Below are 13,772 nucleotides of genomic sequence, written 5' to 3'. Positions count from 1 at the left end.
ATAGAGTCCGCTCGTCCCGTTACTCTTCATCCAGCATTCGGATACCGCGCTCCACGACCGCCTCGGTCACGAAGAGACTCGTCTCACGCTGGAGTGCTCGCATACGGGCTGCCGCTTCGTCTCTATCTAACAATCCGCGGGCGTAACCGAGCGCGATGACGCCAACAGAACCGCGTACTTCGACGCCCGCGTCGGACGCTGCTTCTCGGGCGGCAAGGTCGTCGGTTAGGAGAACAACGCCTCGCTCTTCAGCGACCGCAATCGCGGCACGTTCTCCGGCGTCCAGTTCTTCGCTTCCGACTCGGCTTTCGTCGGCTTCGACGAGTTCGTACGAGAGAGCGGCCAACCCGTCCGGAACGCCACCGGCCTCGACTTCCTTGTAAACCGTCTCTGGTACCAGTAGTGTGTCGAACGTAGAGAACAGTTCGAGTGACCCGATTTCAGCGAGGTGAATGAGCGGTCCTGCGTCCGAGACAGCCGCGAGCGTCACGCGTTCAGGCCCCAGTCGACGTCTTCCTCGACGACCTCGCGCTCTCGCTCCGCTCGCTCGACTTTCGTCCGACCGACACGTTCGATTGCTTCCTCGCGGTCGAGTTCGCCGTCGAGGTACCGCGCGAGAACGAGGTCCTCCCACAGGTCTTCGAGACCGCGTTCGAGTGCCCGCTCGAACACTTCGGACTCCGGAAGGCCACGGGCTTCGGCGATTTCTCGAACCCGGTCGGAGATTTCGGCGACCATGCAGTGTGATTACTCGGCAACGTTCATAAATCCGTGTCTGCCCGCCCGACGAGAATCTGACCGGGGCCTCTGTCTACCGTGGCCATGGGAAGATTCCCTCAGAGACTCATTCTACCGTCAAAGATGGCGGCCTCGGCACTCATAGGGCTCGTCACGGCCGGGGAGTCACCTCGGCTCGGAGCGTCGGGTCGTCATCGGCCGGGCGGAGCTACCGCGGCCGGAGGCAAGACGGTTTCTCATCGCTGCGCACGGGAGACCAAACGCTAAACGGCCGGGTCCCGTGGGGGAGGACATGGAGCGACGACGGTTCCTGACGCTCGCGGGTGCGAGCGCCGTCGGCGGGGTCGCCGGCTGCGGGGGGAGCGAGACGGGGCCGTCTATCGAGGACCACCCGGCCGCGGCCGGCTACGAGGACGAGCCGCGGCGGGGCGAACTGGGCGGGCACGTCGTCCTCGCGTTCGAGGACCCGTCGTGTCAGCGCTGTCGGGCGTTCCACCGCGAGACGGTGCCGACGCTCCGGTCGGAACTCGTCGAACCGGGGACGGCGGCCTACGTCGTGCGGATGTACCCGGTCGTCTACCCGTGGGGCGAGCCGGCGACGCGGGCGCTGGAGGCGACGTTCGCCCGGAGCGGGGCGGCCTTCTGGGCACTGTTGGGTCATTACTTCGCCACCCAGCCGGCGTTCTCGGCGGACAACGTCTTCGAGCGGACGCGGACGTTCCTCGACAGCGAGACGGACCTCGACGCCGACGCGGTCGTAACCGACGCGCGAGAGGGGGCCTACGACGACGCCGTACAGGCCGACGTGGACGCGGCCGAGAGCGCGGAGCTAGGGGACGTGACGCCTACTGTCCTGCTGTTCCGCGACGGCCAGTACGTCACGACGGTCACCGGGAGCGTCAGCTACACCGTCATCGCGGAGGCGCTGGGGGAGGCCGGATGACGGCGCTCGGACAGCGGCTCCGGCGGCGGCTCCCGCGCCCGCCGCGGCTCCCGACGCGGGCCGACGACTGGCGGCTGATGGGGCGGACCGTCCGGCTGGTCGTGACGATACCGGGATACGCCGCGACGGCCGTCGTCGCCGCGCTGGCGTCGCTGACGCTGTTCGTGGTCTCGCTGAACGTCGCGGCCGTGATGGACCTCGTCGTCTTCGGCTCGCTCTCGCCGGCGAGCCGGCTCACCGTCCTGCTGGAGCTGTACCCCTTCGTCGGCACGTTCTTCCACCCGGCGCAGGGCCTCCTGCTGGTGGCCGTGGCGGCCCTGACCGGCGTCGACATCGCGCTGGTGGCGTACCACGTCCGGGAGCACGGACTGGCACTGCGGCAGGGCGGTTCCGGCGCAGCGGGCGTCCTGCTGGGGACCCTCGGCGCGGGGTGTGCGGCCTGCGGCTCGGCGGTGCTCGTCGGCGTCCTCTCGCTGCTGGGCGTCTCGGGCTCGCTCCTCGTGCTCCCGCTCGACGGCTTGGAGTTCGCGCTCGGGGCCGTGGTCGTGCTCGTCCTCTCGGTGTACTGGCTCGCCGAGGGGATGCGCGGCGGGGAGATAAACGGGTGTCCGGTCGCGCCGTAGCGGGAGAAAGCGTATAGCGCCGACGGACAAACGTGAGGGAGAAGGCATGTCCGAGACGGAGTCCCAGCGAACCACGTCGGCGACCCCCTCCGAGTACGAGCGGCTGAAGCGCAAGCGCAAGGAGACGACGGGCACGGTCGAACTGGCGACAGTGGCGGACGTGTGGGTCGGCGAGGAGCAGGTCGTCTGCCGGTTCCGGTTCGACTGGGCTAGCGACGCGGTGCGCCGGAGCTACGGCCTCGACAGCGACCGCGACGTGGCCCGGCTCGAACGGCTCTGTGAAGCCAGCGGTTTCGCCTTCGAGCAGGCCACGCACTTGGAGGGCGCGCTCGTCGAACTCGAATACACCGGTACCGAGTGGCACCCCCGTCCCGAGGCCGGCTACACCGAGGGCGAGGGGACGGTCGCGGAGACGTTCCGGGCGGAGTGTCGGCTGCTGGCGCGGGAGGTCGCCCACTCGCCGGCCGTCCTCCGCCGGGGCCTCCAGCGCGTCCGGGGGCTCTCGACGACCCAGTGGATAGTCGGTATCGTCCTCGTCAAGAAGGTCGCTATCGTCGTTTTACTGGCGCACCTGCTGTTGTAGCGGGGTCAGTTCGTCGTCGTGATTTCGATGACGTCGCGGTGGTCCAGCTCCGTGTCGGCACCGACCTGCCGGCCCGAGCGAACGTCGTGGGCGTGGAGGAAGCCGTCGCCGATGTCGGTGTGCAGGAAGTACGCGAACTCCTCGGCGGTCGACCCGTCGGGTAGGACGAAACAGTCCTGCAGGAACGTCCCGTCGTCCTGTGGCTTGCGCGCGCCGGGGAAGACGGCGATGGCACCCAGTTCCTCGAACAGCGCTGTCTCGATGGCCCGCTGGACGCCGGTCCCCTCGAAGGCGGTCACGAACTCGCGTATCTGCTCCAGCCCCGCCGCCTTCTCCGCGGGGAGGTCCGCGGTCACCTCGAAGTCGTCGTCGCCGGGGCGGTAGTCCAGTACACCCTGCTCGGCACCGTTTTTCAGGGCCTTCTCGGCGTGGGCCGACACCGGAACGAAGGTGAGGTGGTCGTACGCCGGGTCGTCGGTGACCGTCTCCCAGTTGTCCTGTGCGGCCGCCGTGTCCATCTTGTTCGCGGCGACGACCATCGGCTTGGTCCGGATGCGGATTTCGCGGGCCAGCGATGCCTTGTCGGCCTCGTCCCACGCGTCGGGGTCGAGTTCGAGGCCCTCGGCGAGGATGACCTGCTTCACCTCCTCCTCGCTGATTTTGAACGCGGACATCTGTTCGGCGAGGTCGGCCTCGATGGCCTTGTCCTCGCCGTGGTAGCCCGAGCGGTAGCGCTCGATGCCCTTCTCCAGCACGTCGAGGTACCACATGTCGAGTTCGTCCTCCAGAAAGTCGATGTCCTCGCGGGGGTCGTGACCTTCGGTCGGTTCACCTTCGAGGTCGGTCTCGCCGGTGAAGTCGACGACGTGGACGAGCACGTCGGCCTCGTTGAGGTCCGAGAGGAACTGGTTCCCCAGCCCCTTCCCTTCGTGGGCACCGGGGACGAGACCGGCCACGTCGACCAGTTTCGTCGGGACGAAGCGCACGCCGTCGGCGCAGTAGCCGTGGTTTGGCGTACAGGAGTGTTCGAACTCCGGGGCCGCGCAGTCGACGCGGACGTAGGCCTCGCCGACCGAGGGGTCGATGGTCGTGAACGGGTACGCGCCCTCGGGCACGTCGTTCATCGTCGCCGCGTTGAAGAAGGTGGACTTGCCGACCGACGGCTTGCCGACGAGTCCGATACGGTAGCTCATTGACGGTGACAGGTCGATGACGCGCTAAAGCGTTGCCAAACTGACCGACAGCGGGTGTGAGTCCCACGCAGGCGACCGCTGGCCGCGGGCGACCACCTACAGCGTCCGCTCGTAGACGTTGACCGGGTACCACTCCCCGTCGATGCGGACCTCGTCCTCGTCGATGCGCTCGAAGTGGTCGCCGTAGAAGGCGTTGCCCACCTCGTTTTCGACCAGCACCTCGTCGCGGACCTTCCGGAGCGAGAGGTCCCGGAGGTGGTCGAGTCCCGCTTCGAGCAGTCGGGTCCCGAGTCCCTCGCCCCAGTGGTCCGGGTGGACGTAGAGGTCGAGGTCGCCGATACCGTGGGGGTCGGTCATCCCGCCGCTGGCGTAGGCGACCACCTCGCCGTCCAGTTCGGCCACGAGCACGCCCACGTCGTCCAACTCCACCATCCGCTCCAGCACCGCGGCGTCGTACCCTTCGGCCAGTAGCTCATCGACCGCCGCCGGCCCGACGATGTCGTCGTAGACCGCGTGCCACGTCGTCCGCGCGACGCGGGAAACGGCGTCCGTGTCGGCCGGCTCGGCGCTCCGGACTGTGGCTGAGTGTGCCATGCGTGGACACGTAGCACTCCGCGGGTAAAGAACCACGGTCCGGCGGGCGACGCGGCGCAGTCGCCTTCGCCCGCCGCGCGACCACCCGGCCGCTCACTCGCCGGCGCGTTCGCGGGCGGCGGCGACGACCAGCGGGAGCGTGATGGTGGCGTCGGCGTACACCGAAACGTTGCGGGCGTCTTTCTCCAGTTTGCCCCACGAGCGAGCCTCGTCCAGCGTCGCCCCGGAGAGGCCGCCGGTGTTCGAGGAGTCCATCGTCAACTGGACGGCGTAGTCGTAGGCGTCGGGCGAGACCAGCATCGTCTGGAGGACGTAGTTCTTCGGGACGCCGCCGCCGACGACCAGCGCGCCGGCGCTGTCGGCCTCGTAGGCGATGTCCGTGAGACCCGTCATGTCGGCGAGCGCGTCGACGGCGAACTCGCTCGTCTGGCCGTACATCCACGCCTGCAGACCCAGCACGGAGTCCTGAAACGCCGGGCAGTACACCGGCACGTCGTGTTCGTAGGCGGTGGCGAGCACGCCCTGTCGCTCGTCGACGCCCTCGCGCTCGTTCACCGCGGCGTTGGCCCGGCCCAGTTCCTCGGTCAGCCGCTGGATAGAGACGGGGCTGTCGGCTTCGAGAGCGGGGAACACCTCTTCGCGGAGGTGGTCCTCGAACAGCGCGAAGTGCTCTTGGGGCAGGTAGACGTTGTAGATGCGGTCGACGCCCTCGTCGCGAAGCGTCTCGTCGTGTTCCCGCTCGGTCGTCTCCGGCGGCGTCACCTCGCCGTGGTGGTGTTTGCCGCCGATGGCCTCGATGGTGTCGTGGGTGCAGTTGGCCCCCGTCGTCACCAGCACGTCGACGTGCCCGTCGCGGACGAGTTCGCTGACTATCGCCCGCATCCCCGTCGGGACCATCGCGCCGGCCAGTCCGAGGAACGTCGTCACGTCGTCGTCGAGCATCTCGGCGTAGATGTCCACCGCCTCGTGGAGGGCGCTCGCGCCGATGCCCGCCTGTCCGTAGCTGTCGGCCAGTTCGCCGACGGTCATCCCCGCCTGCGCCTCGGCGTGGCCGATGGGGTCGTGACGGAACGTCTCTCGCTCGTCCGTGGGGTCGCTCATTGGCCCCCAATCGGGCGCGCCGCGGTTTCAACGTCGCGGTTCGGCGCGTCGGCCGGCGACTCGACACCGTGCCCCGTCTCGACACAGCACACGGCAGCCGAAACGGAGGCCTTAGCGTCACGGACACGGACCCACGGCTATGGACACCTCCGCGTTCCGCCGCGGTGCCCGCGACGCGGTTCCGCTGTTGCTGGGCATCGTCCCCTTCGGCCTCGTCGCCGGCATCGCCGCCGTCAACGCCGGGTTCGGGCTCACGACGGCGGTCGGGCTCTCCGTCGTCGTCTTCGCCGGCGCGTCGCAGATAGCCGCCCTCGAACTGCTCGGACAGGACGCCCCGCTCACTCTCGTCGTAGTGACGGCGGTGGTCATCAACCTCCGTTACCTGATGTACTCGGCCTCCATCGCGCCGTACTTCCGCGAGTTCACCGCCCGGTGGAAGGCTGTCCTCGCGTACGTCCTCACCGACCAAGCGTACGCCGTCTCCGTCGCCAGCTACCGGTCCGACCGCCCCGTCGACCGCAAGTGGTACTACCTCGGCGCGGCGGTGACCCTCTGGGCGGTGTGGCAGGTCACCACCGTCGCCGGCGCGGTACTCGGGACCGGCGTCCCCGACGCCTGGGGGCTGGAGTTCGCCATCCCGCTGGTCTTTCTCGCCATCCTCGTCCCGGCCATCGAGGACCGGGCGTCCGCGGTCGCCGCCGTCGTCGGGGGCGCGCTGGCCGTCCTCGGCGCGGGCCTCCCGCTCAACTTCGGCCTGCTCGTCGGCTCGGGGGTCGGTATCGCCGCCGGCGTGGTCACCGAGTCCGTCTGGGGGGCGAGCGATGGCGACTAGCTACGACCCGGTCGCGCTCGCCGCCGCCGTCGCGGCCATCGGCGTCCTGACCTACGCCTGCCGACTCTCGTTTATCCCGCTGTTTGGCCGCCTCGACGAGATTCCGGCCGGCGTTGAGCGACTGCTGCGGTTCGTCCCCGCGGCGGTCCTCGCCGCGCTCGTGCTGCCCTCGTTCGTGACGCTCGACGCCGCGACCTTCGCCGCCGACAAGTTCGTCGCGGGGGCGCTGGCCGCGGGCGTGGCCTGGAAGACCGAGGACGTGTTCGCGACGATGGCGACGGGCATGGGCGTCCTCTGGGCCGTCCGGTTCCTGTTCTGAGTCGTGCCGTCTCAGGCCAGTTCGAGGCCCGCGCCACAGCAGTCCGAGCGGTACCGCTCGCGCTCGCGGACGAGCTTGCAGTCGCGGTACCGCTCCGCGACGACGCCGCCACAGGCCCCGCAGCGCAGGACGTGCTTCGGGTCGGCGAACGAGGGGCAGTGGACCGCCGTATCGAGCTGTGCCGCCCGGGCCTCGAACGCCGGCCCGTGGTCGGTCGTCCCGTCGCGCTGGTACTGCTCGACGTGGACGAGTTCGTGACGCAGCGTCGACTCCCACTCCGCGCGGTCGAACGCCTCGAAGGCCGCCCACGTCAGCGAGACGGTGCAGGGAAGGGGCCGGCCATCGGCCCCGTCGACGGCCGCCCAGTCGTACGGTTCGCCGACCGTCGCGTCGGGGAGCTTCGGCCGCTTGACCGCCGCGGCGCGGCGTTTGGCCCGCGTCGACACGTCCCACTCGACGAGGTCGAACCGGACAGAGACACCGCGCTCCCGGCGCACCCGTCGGCAGTAGGCCCGCGACCACGCGACGAGGTCCTCGTGGCTCTCGATACCGTCGTAGGCGGGCGCGTCGGCCATCGCCTCAGAGGCCGGTGGGGTGGTCGACGTACGCCGTCGAGAGGCCCCACTCCGCGACGAGCGAGCGCAGCGACCGGACGCCGAACGTCTCCGTCGCGTAGTGGCCGGCGAGCACGACGTTGAGGCCGGCCTCGCGGGCCTCGTGGTACACCTGCTGTTTCCCCTCGCCGGTGACCAGCACGTCCGCGCCCGCCTCGACGGCCTCGTCCAGCCAGTCGACGCCGCTGCCGGTGACGATAGCCACGTCCTCGACCTCCGACGGGCCGAAATCAAGGGTCTGTACCGACTGTCCGCCCGTATCGAGCGCGTCGTCGAGGGTCTCGGCCAGTTCGTCGACGGGCGTCGGCTCCGGGAGCGTCCCCCGCTGGCCGATGTACTCCGGGCCGACGCGGCCGAACGGCGAGCGGTCGTCGAGGTCGAGCAGGTCCGCCAGCCCCGCGGCGTTGCCAAGCGACTGGTGCCCGTCCAGCGGGAGGTGCGCGACGTAGAGCGCGATGTCGTCGTCGACGAGCGGCGCGACGCGGCGGTAGGTCGTCCCGGTCACCCGCTCGACGCCGCCCCAGACGATGCCGTGGTGGGCGACGAGGAGGTCCGCGCCGGCCTCGGCGGCCCTGTCGACGGTCTCGACGGCGGCGTCGACGGCGAACGCGACCGTCTCTACCTGTCGTGTCGCCGGACCGACCTGCAGGCCGTTCGGGCTCGCGTCGAGGTCGGCGTAGTCGTCGACGGCGAGTTCGTCGTCCAGACGTTCGGCGATGTCGCCCGCGTGCATAGCGGCCGTTTGCCGTCCGCCGCCGTATGCTTTTCCTACTCCGCCGCGACGAACTGGCCGTCCGCCTCGCCGATGAGGCCGCGGTCGACCGCCGCGTCGATGATGGCGTCGAACTCCCCGGGGTCGATGTCGTAGGCGTTGACGGCGACCTCGCGTATCTCGTCGCGCGGGACGGGGAACTCCCGGTTCTGGAGCAGCCGCATCACCTTGTTGTACTCCAGCCGCGTCAGCGTCGGGCCGTCGCTCTCGGCGGCGTCGCCTTCGGCCGCCGTCCCTCCGTCGTCGGCACGCTCGTCGTCCGCGTCACCGTCGTCAGCGGCCGTCGACTCGCCGGCTTCGGCGGCCGCGTCGTCGCCGCGGTCACCGTCGGCGGTGGCTGTCGCGTCGTCGCTCCCCGCGGACGGGTCACTACTGTCCCCACCGGCTACCCCGAGCGGCGAGCCACTGTCGTCAGCGGCCGCGTCGTCGTCGCGCCCGTTCGCCAGCGGTCCGCTCGCCGAGTCGGCCGTCGAGTCGGCCGCCGCGTGACCGGGGTGGTCGTCGCCGGTCGCCCGCCGGTCGGCGGCGTCGGCCGCCTCGACGATGGGTTCGACGATAGTGGCGAGTTTCTCCCGACAGGTCGAGCAGAGGACGACCGTCTTGCCGTCGGCCGGGTCGTCGTCGAGGCGCTTGGGCACTACCGGGTACTCAGAGAGCGACGCGTCGAGGGCTCCACCGCAGAAGTAACACGAGGAGAGTCGGTCCATAGCGACACGTCGCCGCCCGGGCTGTTAAACGGTCCGACGCGGGCGGCCGTCGGGCAGGCCGGTCGCCGCTGCGCTCTGTCCTCGGCCGGGCTACCGCTCCCCGGACCCGGCGGCGCGGCCGGCGGCCGTCCCGGGCCGGTCGGTCTCGCGCAGCGCCCGGAGGTGGCGGTCACAGAGGCGCGCCGTCGTCGCCACCACGTCGAAGTCGACGCCCCTGATGAGAACGTCGCCGTCCTGCCGGACGGTCACCGCCCGCCACTTCGGCAGGGCGATGAATCCGTCGCGGTCACAGAGCACGCACGACTCCCCGCGGGACTCGTAGCGGTCCAACGACTCCCCGAAGAAGTCGCCGACACAGCGGGTGCAGAGACAGCCGACCGCCTCGTCGCGGACCACGTCGACGATGGCTCGGTTGTACGCGCTCGGCAACCGACACGCCGCGCAGTGCATCTCCGAGACCATTTCGGTACCGTCGACAACCCCGGACGCGTACAAAACCGTTTCTAGCAGGGCTATTGAGGCGTCCCGAGAGGGAGGGAGAGCCTATTTCGGTCGCGGTGACAGGCCCGCACGCCCCCGTCGGCCGGCGACGACGCGCCGTCGTCTCGGCGGACTGTCAGCTCCCGGGACAGCCTATCTGGAACGCGTTCTCGCGCACGTCGTCGGGGACGCTCACTCGGACCGGGTCGCCGTAGGCCCGGAACCGCGTGACCGCCGTCGCCGTCGCCTGCCGCCCGTCGGCGGAGACGGTGGCGGTAATCCGCGTCCGCCTGAGCCGGTCGGTCTCGGCGTCGAGCCACGCGTCGACGGTCACCTCGTCGACGCCGCGGCCCCCCAGCGACGACGTGGGCGCGGTCGACGCCCGGTCGCCGACCGCCCGCTCGGAGGGCCGGCCGTGCAGGTGGACGACCGTCCGGCCGTCAAGCGTCTCCGTCCCGTTGTGGTAGAGGTCGCCGGTCGACAGTAGGGACAACTGCGAGTGCAGCGGCGTCACCGCGGTCCAGTTGGCCGCCGTGACGTTCTCCCGACCCCACGTGTCCATCGGCCCGCCGCAGGTCCGGTAGCTGGTGTTGCCCACGACGTACGCGCCGCTCGTGTCTCCGCGGAGCGAGCTGTTTGCGGCCATCTCCCGGGCGGTCACGTTCACGCGTCCGCTCCCGTCGCCCGAGACGCGCTCGGCACCGTCGCTCGTCCGGGCGTCGAACGACAGCGAGAACCGGTAGCTACGGGCGTTCTCCGCCTGCTCGCGGGCCGAACTCAGCGTGTCGACCGCTCGCTGCTCCCGGACCGGTTCGGAGCCGAACACCGAACACCCCGAGAGGACCAGTACGACTGCCAGCGCTACGTGGAGGGCACCGCGTCGCATCGACCGGGCGTACTCCCGTCGCCGGAAAGTACCTTGTGTGTCTACGCTGTCGGACAGCGGATACGCTACGCCGACGCCGCGTGGGCGAAGACGAACGCGCGGAGCAGTTTGGCCGCGAGCGTCGCCGCCTGCCCGTCGTCGCGGTCGTTCACCTCGACGACGTCGAACCCGACCGACTGCGGGGCGACGTGCCGGACGAGGTCCCGCATCGTCCGCGGGTCGAGTCCGAACGGCTCCGGCGTCCCGGTTCCCGGCGCGAACCCGGGGTCGGCGGCGTCGACGTCGACCGAGAGATAGGCCCGCTCCCCGTCGAAATCGGGCGTCCAGTCGGCGACTTCGGCGGGCGGGACGACTGTCACGTCGGCCGCGGCCGCCCGGTCCCACTCGGCCTCGCTCCCGGTCCGCGCGCCGAGGACGACGGCGCGGTCGGCCACGTCGAGCGCGTGGCGGGTCACGGTCGCGTGAGAGCGCTCGTCGCCGGCGTAGGCCTCCCGGAGGTCCAGATGGGCGTCGAGACAGACGAACACGTCGGGGTCGAGCGCGCGGACGTTCGCCACGGTGACGGTGTGTTCCCCGCCGACGAACAGCGGCACCGCGCCGTCGGCCGCGAACTCGCTGGCGGCGCTCTCCAAGAAGGTGAGGTACTCGGCGGTGTCGGCCGTCGGGCCGACGTCGCCGTGGTCGTAGACGCCCAGTTCCGAGAATCGCAGTCCGGTGTGGTGGTCGAAGTCGTCGAACCCCTGGGCGAACTGCCGGACGCGGCGCGGCCCGAAGCGGGCACCGGGACGGAACGAGGTCGAGGCGTCCAGCGGTGCCCCCACGAGGGCGTAGGCCGCGCCCTCGGCGTCGGCGACCGCGCCGGGAAACATCGTTACGAGCGGGTTATCTTGCGCTGTTCCTCGTACTCGAGGTACTCTATCTCGTCGTCGGGCGACAGCGACACGTCGTCGGGCATCAGCATGGTGAACGTCTCGTAGGTCTCGAGGTCCATGACCTGCGCGTCGTCGCCGTCGGTCGAGACGACCTGTCCCTGCTTCCGGCCGATGATGGGGACCCAGACCTTGGCGTCGACGGGCTGGGAGAGCGAGCGCTTCTTGTCGTCGAAGACGCCGCGGGCGTCGATGCGGGCCTTGGCGCTGCCGTGCTTGCCCGGCTTGGCCGTGCTGTAGGAGTCTATCTTACACGGCGCGTCCTCTATCATCACGTAACTGCCCTCGTCGAGCTCGCGGACTTCGGTCTGCTCTCTTGCCATACCGCCGGGTTGCCCCTGTGCCAGTATAAACGGTTTGGAATACGCCCTGCCGTCACTCCTCGTCGTCGTAGGTCAGTTCGAAGGCGCTGGCGTCGCTCTCGCTCTGTCGCTCGCGCATGCTCTGGCGCGTGAACTGCGGCGTCGCCCGGACGCCGCTCGCGGAGCGAAACGACCACCACAGCGCCCCTGTCAGGAGGAGGGCCCCGCCGCCGGCGACGCCGGCCACCGGCAGGGCGGCCTCGGCGTAGAGAAACGCCGTCGAGAACAGCGTGCTCGCCAGCGCCATCCCGAGCACGAGCCGCTTGGTCATCGTCGCCAGCAGCCGGTCCGAGTCCTCGATGTCGGCCCGCACCTGCAGGTCCTCGCGCTCGACCCGGTCGAGGACGGACTCCAGTTTCGGCGGGATGCGGACAGCGGACTCGGTCGCCTCACGGACCTCCCGTCCCCGGTCCTCGACGTAGTTGCGCACCCCTTCGGCGATGTACCCCTCCTCGCGGAGGTAGTCCGTCGCCACCGAGATGAAGTCGAACTCGGGGTCTAGCGTCACACAGACCCCCTCGACGACCGTCGCCACCCGCAGGACCAAGGCGAGGTTCGACGGGAGCCGCAGCGGGAACTCGTAGATGGTGTCCTCGACCTGCTGGACGATCTGCTGGACGCGGTACTGCTCGATGTCCTCGCCGCGGGCGTCGGCGATAGCCAGTTCCATCACCTCGCCCATCACCTGCCGGTCGGCCTCGGGCGAGAGCGTCCCCATCTCGACGAGCGCGTCGAGGATGGCGTCGATGTTCTGGTCGGCGACGGCGGCGTAGAAGTCGACTATCTTGTCCTGTACGAACGGCTCCACCCGGCCGCTCATGCCGAAGTCGTAGAAGACCAGCGTCCCGTCGTCCTGCACGGCGAGGTTCCCCGGGTGGGGGTCGGCGTGGAAGACGCCGTCGCCGATTATCATCTGGAGGTACGCCCGCTGGAGCGTCTCGGCCAGCGCCGTCCGGTCGAGGCCCCGCTCGTCGAGGTCCTCGATGTCGTTTATCTTCGTCCCCGGGACGTACTCCATAGTCAGTATCCGGCGCGTCGAGTGGTCGTCGACGACGCTGGGGATGCGGATGTCGTCGTTGTCCGCGAAGTTCCCCCGAATCTCGCCGAGCATCCGCGCCTCGCGCTCGTAGTCCATCTCCTCGCGGATGGTCTTGGCGAACTCGTCGGCCAGCGTCTCCAGCGAGAACGAGCGGGCCTCGCCGACGAAGTACATGATGAGCGGGAGCGACCAGCGGATGACCCGCAGGTCGGCCTCGACGAGGTCCTCGATGCCCGGCCGGCGGACCTTCACCGCGACCCGCTCGCCGTCGACCTCGGCGCGGTACACCTGCCCCAGCGACGCGCCGCTGATGGCGTCGGTCTCGAACTCGGCGAAGCGGTCGTCGACGGGGCCGAGTTCGTCTTCGAGGACCCGCTGTGCGTCGTCCCAGTCCGCCGGGGGCACGCGGTCCTGTAGCTTCGAGAGCTCCTGAATGTACTCCGCCGGGAGGATGTCCGGCCGCGTCGAGAGCAGTTGTCCGAGCTTGATGAACGTCGGCCCCAGCGTCAGCAGCGACTCCAGCAACGCGCCGGCGCGCTCCCGGCGCTGCTCGCTCGTGACCCGCCGGCCGGAGCCAAACAGCAGGAACCGGTTCCGGTCCCGGGCGTACGCGAGCAACAGGGGGAGGAAGTGCCGAGCGACGACGAGGAACCGCCAGTACGCGCGTGGGTTCACCGGGGGGCCACCTCGGCTACGCCTCGCCGATAGGTATCGTGGTTCGCGGCGCGGCGTCGGCCTTCGGGAGCCGGAGTTCGAGGACGCCGCCGTCGACGGTCCCCTCGGCCCCCTGCCCGGTCACGCCGGGCGGGAGGGGAAGCTCCGCGTCGAGGAACACCGAGCGGTCCTCGCGGACGAAGCGCAACTCGCTGGGAACGTCCTTAGCGCGCTGCCCTTCGATGATGAGCCGGCCCTTCTCGACGCTGACCTCCAGCGCGTCGGCGGTCACGCCGGGCAGGTCGAGCACGAGCAGGTACGCCTCGTCGGATTCGAGGACGTCCGCGAAGACGGCGTCGGGGAGGTCGCGTAACGCCTCACGCAGCGCTGACATGGCAGTTCG

The 13,772-nt window shown here is 70.0% G+C and carries 19 protein-coding genes; 5 read left to right on the top strand and 14 right to left on the bottom strand.

From position 1 onward, the window contains the following. Positions 1-19 precede the first annotated feature (19 nt). Both ACV7JO_RS03245 and ACV7JO_RS03240 read right to left on the bottom strand, forming a co-directional pair. Entirely contained in the window at positions 20-490 is a 471-nt protein-coding gene (locus tag ACV7JO_RS03245) for a PIN domain-containing protein (protein WP_470354909.1), read from the bottom strand. Beyond that, the gene (locus ACV7JO_RS03240; protein WP_470354908.1) at positions 487-738 is read right to left on the bottom strand and encodes a hypothetical protein; all 252 of its coding nucleotides are present in this window, start codon (positions 736-738) and stop codon (positions 487-489) included. The genes ACV7JO_RS03245 and ACV7JO_RS03240 overlap by 4 nt, the downstream gene beginning before the upstream one ends. A gap of 292 nt (positions 739-1,030) precedes the next feature. Between ACV7JO_RS03240 and ACV7JO_RS03235 the strand changes: the two genes are divergently transcribed. Genes ACV7JO_RS03235 through ACV7JO_RS03225 form a run of 3 tightly spaced genes read left to right on the top strand, consistent with a single transcriptional unit; the run spans position 1,031 to position 2,887 of the window. After that, positions 1,031-1,681 (top strand): DsbA family protein, encoded by a 651-nt coding sequence (locus tag ACV7JO_RS03235; RefSeq protein ID WP_470354907.1) that lies wholly within the window; start codon positions 1,031-1,033, stop codon positions 1,679-1,681. Then, complete coding sequence (locus ACV7JO_RS03230; protein ID WP_470354906.1) at positions 1,678-2,304, top strand: hypothetical protein; 627 nt, start codon at positions 1,678-1,680, stop codon at positions 2,302-2,304. The genes ACV7JO_RS03235 and ACV7JO_RS03230 overlap by 4 nt, the downstream gene beginning before the upstream one ends. A 46-nt stretch (positions 2,305-2,350) precedes the next feature. Further along, positions 2,351-2,887, top strand: coding sequence for a hypothetical protein (locus tag ACV7JO_RS03225; protein WP_470354905.1), 537 nt, complete (start codon positions 2,351-2,353; stop codon positions 2,885-2,887). Positions 2,888-2,892: 5 nt separating this feature from the next. On the opposite strand, the gene ACV7JO_RS03220 is transcribed toward ACV7JO_RS03225, so the two are convergent. The 3 genes from ACV7JO_RS03220 to ACV7JO_RS03210 form a co-directional block, all read right to left on the bottom strand. Next, positions 2,893-4,080, bottom strand: a complete 1,188-nt coding sequence (locus ACV7JO_RS03220; protein ID WP_470354904.1) for a redox-regulated ATPase YchF — start codon at positions 4,078-4,080, stop codon at positions 2,893-2,895. 96 nt (positions 4,081-4,176) lie between these two features. Then, entirely contained in the window at positions 4,177-4,674 is a 498-nt protein-coding gene (locus ACV7JO_RS03215) for a GNAT family N-acetyltransferase (protein WP_470354903.1), read from the bottom strand. Positions 4,675-4,767: 93 nt separating this feature from the next. Next, on the bottom strand, positions 4,768-5,775 hold the full coding sequence (locus tag ACV7JO_RS03210) for a deoxyhypusine synthase (RefSeq protein WP_470354902.1): 1,008 nt from the start codon (positions 5,773-5,775) through the stop codon (positions 4,768-4,770). A gap of 139 nt (positions 5,776-5,914) precedes the next feature. Here ACV7JO_RS03210 and ACV7JO_RS03205 point away from each other — a divergent pair, with 139 nt between their 5' ends. Together ACV7JO_RS03205 and ACV7JO_RS03200 are read left to right on the top strand one after the other, a co-directional pair. Further along, the gene (locus ACV7JO_RS03205; protein WP_470354901.1) at positions 5,915-6,607 is read left to right on the top strand and encodes an AzlC family ABC transporter permease; all 693 of its coding nucleotides are present in this window, start codon (positions 5,915-5,917) and stop codon (positions 6,605-6,607) included. After that, the gene (locus ACV7JO_RS03200; RefSeq protein WP_470354900.1) at positions 6,597-6,926 is read left to right on the top strand and encodes an AzlD domain-containing protein; all 330 of its coding nucleotides are present in this window, start codon (positions 6,597-6,599) and stop codon (positions 6,924-6,926) included. Before ACV7JO_RS03205 ends, ACV7JO_RS03200 begins: the two co-directional genes overlap by 11 nt. A gap of 11 nt (positions 6,927-6,937) precedes the next feature. Here the strand turns inward: ACV7JO_RS03200 and ACV7JO_RS03195 are convergent, their stop codons facing one another. The 9 genes from ACV7JO_RS03195 to ACV7JO_RS03155 all read right to left on the bottom strand — a co-directional run bounded on the left by ACV7JO_RS03195 (position 6,938) and on the right by ACV7JO_RS03155 (position 13,763). Further along, the gene (locus tag ACV7JO_RS03195) at positions 6,938-7,501 is read right to left on the bottom strand and encodes a SprT-like domain-containing protein (protein ID WP_470354899.1); all 564 of its coding nucleotides are present in this window, start codon (positions 7,499-7,501) and stop codon (positions 6,938-6,940) included. 4 nt (positions 7,502-7,505) lie between these two features. After that, positions 7,506-8,273, bottom strand: a complete 768-nt coding sequence (locus ACV7JO_RS03190; RefSeq protein WP_470354898.1) for a Nif3-like dinuclear metal center hexameric protein — start codon at positions 8,271-8,273, stop codon at positions 7,506-7,508. 35 nt (positions 8,274-8,308) lie between these two features. Continuing rightward, positions 8,309-9,019 carry a hypothetical protein gene (locus ACV7JO_RS03185; protein WP_470354897.1) on the bottom strand — a complete coding sequence of 237 codons (711 nt, stop codon included), beginning with the start codon at positions 9,017-9,019 and terminating at the stop codon, positions 8,309-8,311. A gap of 90 nt (positions 9,020-9,109) precedes the next feature. After that, on the bottom strand, positions 9,110-9,481 hold the full coding sequence (locus ACV7JO_RS03180; RefSeq protein WP_470354896.1) for a hypothetical protein: 372 nt from the start codon (positions 9,479-9,481) through the stop codon (positions 9,110-9,112). 154 nt (positions 9,482-9,635) lie between these two features. Beyond that, the gene (locus ACV7JO_RS03175) at positions 9,636-10,385 is read right to left on the bottom strand and encodes a LolA-like protein (RefSeq protein ID WP_470354895.1); all 750 of its coding nucleotides are present in this window, start codon (positions 10,383-10,385) and stop codon (positions 9,636-9,638) included. Between the two features lie 65 nt (positions 10,386-10,450). After that, on the bottom strand, positions 10,451-11,254 hold the full coding sequence (gene speB, locus ACV7JO_RS03170; RefSeq protein ID WP_470354894.1) for an agmatinase: 804 nt from the start codon (positions 11,252-11,254) through the stop codon (positions 10,451-10,453). Between the two features lie 2 nt (positions 11,255-11,256). Continuing rightward, complete coding sequence (locus ACV7JO_RS03165; RefSeq protein ID WP_470354893.1) at positions 11,257-11,637, bottom strand: translation initiation factor IF-5A; 381 nt, start codon at positions 11,635-11,637, stop codon at positions 11,257-11,259. Between the two features lie 52 nt (positions 11,638-11,689). Next, positions 11,690-13,390 carry an ABC1 kinase family protein gene (locus ACV7JO_RS03160; RefSeq protein WP_470354892.1) on the bottom strand — a complete coding sequence of 567 codons (1,701 nt, stop codon included), beginning with the start codon at positions 13,388-13,390 and terminating at the stop codon, positions 11,690-11,692. Positions 13,391-13,406: 16 nt separating this feature from the next. After that, positions 13,407-13,763 carry an Hsp20/alpha crystallin family protein gene (locus ACV7JO_RS03155; protein ID WP_470354891.1) on the bottom strand — a complete coding sequence of 119 codons (357 nt, stop codon included), beginning with the start codon at positions 13,761-13,763 and terminating at the stop codon, positions 13,407-13,409. Between the last annotated feature and the right edge of the window lie 9 nt (positions 13,764-13,772).

This window comes from Haloarcula sp. MBLA0138 (assembly GCF_055632455.1).
This window is presented reverse-complemented; position numbering and strand designations above follow the sequence as displayed.

Bases quoted from the DNA above. Each gene is read 5' to 3' on its own strand.
- ACV7JO_RS03240 (WP_470354908.1), bottom strand. From the start codon at position 738: ATGGTCGCCGAAATCTCCGACCGGGTTCGAGAAATCGCCGAAGCCCGT.
- ACV7JO_RS03235 (WP_470354907.1), top strand. From the start codon at position 1,031: ATGGAGCGACGACGGTTCCTGACGCTCGCGGGTGCGAGCGCCGTCGGC.
- ACV7JO_RS03230 (WP_470354906.1), top strand. From the start codon at position 1,678: ATGACGGCGCTCGGACAGCGGCTCCGGCGGCGGCTCCCGCGCCCGCCG.
- ACV7JO_RS03225 (WP_470354905.1), top strand. From the start codon at position 2,351: ATGTCCGAGACGGAGTCCCAGCGAACCACGTCGGCGACCCCCTCCGAG.
- ACV7JO_RS03220 (WP_470354904.1), bottom strand. From the start codon at position 4,080: ATGAGCTACCGTATCGGACTCGTCGGCAAGCCGTCGGTCGGCAAGTCC.
- ACV7JO_RS03215 (WP_470354903.1), bottom strand. From the start codon at position 4,674: ATGGCACACTCAGCCACAGTCCGGAGCGCCGAGCCGGCCGACACGGAC.
- ACV7JO_RS03210 (WP_470354902.1), bottom strand. From the start codon at position 5,775: ATGAGCGACCCCACGGACGAGCGAGAGACGTTCCGTCACGACCCCATC.
- ACV7JO_RS03205 (WP_470354901.1), top strand. From the start codon at position 5,915: ATGGACACCTCCGCGTTCCGCCGCGGTGCCCGCGACGCGGTTCCGCTG.
- ACV7JO_RS03200 (WP_470354900.1), top strand. From the start codon at position 6,597: ATGGCGACTAGCTACGACCCGGTCGCGCTCGCCGCCGCCGTCGCGGCC.
- ACV7JO_RS03195 (WP_470354899.1), bottom strand. From the start codon at position 7,501: ATGGCCGACGCGCCCGCCTACGACGGTATCGAGAGCCACGAGGACCTC.
- ACV7JO_RS03190 (WP_470354898.1), bottom strand. From the start codon at position 8,273: ATGCACGCGGGCGACATCGCCGAACGTCTGGACGACGAACTCGCCGTC.
- ACV7JO_RS03185 (WP_470354897.1), bottom strand. From the start codon at position 9,019: ATGGACCGACTCTCCTCGTGTTACTTCTGCGGTGGAGCCCTCGACGCG.
- ACV7JO_RS03180 (WP_470354896.1), bottom strand. From the start codon at position 9,481: ATGGTCTCGGAGATGCACTGCGCGGCGTGTCGGTTGCCGAGCGCGTAC.
- ACV7JO_RS03175 (WP_470354895.1), bottom strand. From the start codon at position 10,385: ATGCGACGCGGTGCCCTCCACGTAGCGCTGGCAGTCGTACTGGTCCTC.
- speB (WP_470354894.1), bottom strand. From the start codon at position 11,254: ATGTTTCCCGGCGCGGTCGCCGACGCCGAGGGCGCGGCCTACGCCCTC.
- ACV7JO_RS03165 (WP_470354893.1), bottom strand. From the start codon at position 11,637: ATGGCAAGAGAGCAGACCGAAGTCCGCGAGCTCGACGAGGGCAGTTAC.
- ACV7JO_RS03155 (WP_470354891.1), bottom strand. From the start codon at position 13,763: ATGTCAGCGCTGCGTGAGGCGTTACGCGACCTCCCCGACGCCGTCTTC.